Annotated in this window: 2 protein-coding genes; both read right to left on the bottom strand. The window is 68.9% G+C overall.

Annotation, left to right across the window (positions count from 1 at the left end; all coding sequences use genetic code 11):
• Window positions 1-1,182 (bottom strand): MFS transporter (locus tag AC1DOC_RS30485; RefSeq protein WP_478131206.1); only part of this gene is annotated, 1,182 nt, incomplete at its 3' end.
• A gap of 126 nt (window positions 1,183-1,308) precedes the next feature.
• Complete coding sequence (urtE, locus tag AC1DOC_RS30480; protein ID WP_015866784.1) at window positions 1,309-2,001, bottom strand: urea ABC transporter ATP-binding subunit UrtE; 693 nt, start codon at window positions 1,999-2,001, stop codon at window positions 1,309-1,311.
• Window positions 2,002-2,183: the final 182 nt, after the last annotated feature.

Here is a 2,183-nt window from a genome sequence, read left to right as displayed (position 1 = left end):
CCCCATGCCCGCGAGCGCGAGCAGCGCACCCACCCACCCGGTCGAGGTCCAGCCCAGCCCGGCCGCAATGGCCACGCCGCCGAGCCAGGCGCCCAGCGCATTGGCCATGTTGAAGGCCGAGTGGTTGAGCGCCGCGGCGAGCGTCTGCGCGTCGCCGGCCACGTCCATCAGGCGGATCTGCAGCGCCGGTCCGATGGCCACGGTGGTGCCGATGAGAAACACGTTGACCGCCGCGGCGACCACATGGTGCGCTGCGAACGAGAACATCGCGAGCACCAGCGCCGCATAGACGAGCAGGCCGCCGATGGTGCGCATCAGCGACTTGTCGGCCAGCCGCGAGCCGACGAGGTTGCCGGTGACCATGCCCAGGCCGAACAGCGCGAGCACGAACGGCACGCCACCCAGCGGCAGGCCCGCCACTTCGATCAGCGTGGGCTTGATGTAGCTGAACACCGAGAACATGCCGCCGAAGCCGATGGCGCCGATGCCGAGCGTGAACCACACCTGCTTGCGCCTGAGCGCGCCGAGCTCGCGCCAGGGGCTGGCGCCTGCGGGCGGGGCCAGGTCGGGGATGTCGCGGCGCAGCAGCGCCACGGCCGCCAGCGCGATGAGGCCGACGAACACGAAGGCGGCGCGCCAGCCGAACAGCTGGCCGAGCCAGGCCGCGATCGGCACGCCCACCAGCGTGGCGCCGGTGAGCCCCAGCATCACGAGGCCCACGGCGCGCGCCCGGCGCCCGGGCGKCGCGAGCGTGGCGGCCACCAGCGCGGCCACGCCGAAGTAGGTGCCGTGCGGCAGCCCGGTGGCAAAGCGCAGCAGGTTGAGCGACAGGTAGCCGGGCGCCATCGCGCTCGCGAAGTTGCCGGCGGCAAACACGGCCATGAGCGCGATCAGCAGCGCGCGGCGGCCCCAGCCGGCCGCCAGCACCGCGAGCACCGGGGCGCCGATGACCACGCCGAGCGCATAGGCGCTGATGACGTGGCCGGCCTGGGGAATGCTGACGTCGATGTCCTTCGCCACTTCAGGCAAGAGGCCCATGATCACGAACTCGCCGGTGCCGATGGCGAAGCCGCCGACGCCGAGCGCAAGCACGGCGCGCAGGAAATTCACGGGCCGTGCGACGGGGGAAACAACGGAAATGTCGGTGTCCGCGCCGTCCAGCGCGGGTGGGGAGGCGTTCAAGGCCAGGCTCCTGGGAGGGTGCCCGGCGGCAGCGGGCAGAGGCTTGATTTTAGGGTAAACCCTGAATTTCTGCCGATACGGCGATGCTGCGGGGCTGATACCGGGATGCCGGCCCGTGGCCCGTTGTCAGATCGCGACGAGCTGGCGCACGCCCTGCGCTTCCATGTCCTTGCCGAGGCCGCGCGCAATGACCTCGCCGCGCTCCATCACGAGGTAGTCGTCGGCCAGCTCCTGCGCAAAGTCGTAGTACTGCTCGCACAGCACGATGGCCATGTCGCCGCGGTCGGCCAGCATGCGGATGACGCGGCCGATGTCCTTGATGATGCTGGGCTGGATGCCTTCGGTGGGCTCGTCGAGGATCAAGAGCTTGGGCTTGGGCGCGAGCGCGCGGGCGATCGCAAGCTGCTGCTGCTGGCCGCCGGAGAGGTCGCCGCCCCTCCGGTTGATCATCTGCTTGAGCACGGGGAACAGGTCGAACAGCTCCGACGGAATGGGCGTGCTGCCGCTCTTGTAGGCCAGGCCCATGCGCAGGTTTTCCTCGACCGTGAGCCTGGCAAAGATCTCTCTGCCCTGGGGGACGAAGCCGATGCCTGCTCTTGCCCTGTCGTAAGGCGTGGCCTTGTGGATTGGCTTGCCTTCGAGTTCGATGCTGCCGCTCTTGATGGGGACCAGGCCCATGAGCGACTTGAGCAGCGTGGTCTTGCCTACGCCGTTGCGGCCCAGCAATACGGTGACCTTGCCCAGCGTGGCCTCGAAGCTCACGTCTCTGAGGATGTGGGAGCCGCCGTAGTACTGGTGGATGTTTTTGACTGTCAGCATTTTGTTGGCGCCTTCCTTTGTTCTTTTTGGAGGCGCCCGGTATGCGGCACGGCGCGGTCGGCCCCACTATGCCGGCCCTTCGGGCTCCCCTGCGGTGCTCGCGTTTCGCGGGGTCTCGCAGAACTCGCTTCGCTCAAACAGCTGCGAGCCCTGATCCGCGAAACGCTGCGCTCCTCGGCGGC

The organism is Variovorax sp. 01T439_2 (assembly GCF_056398445.1).
Note: the sequence above shows the minus strand (reverse complement) of the source record. Positions and strands in the feature narration are given on the sequence as shown.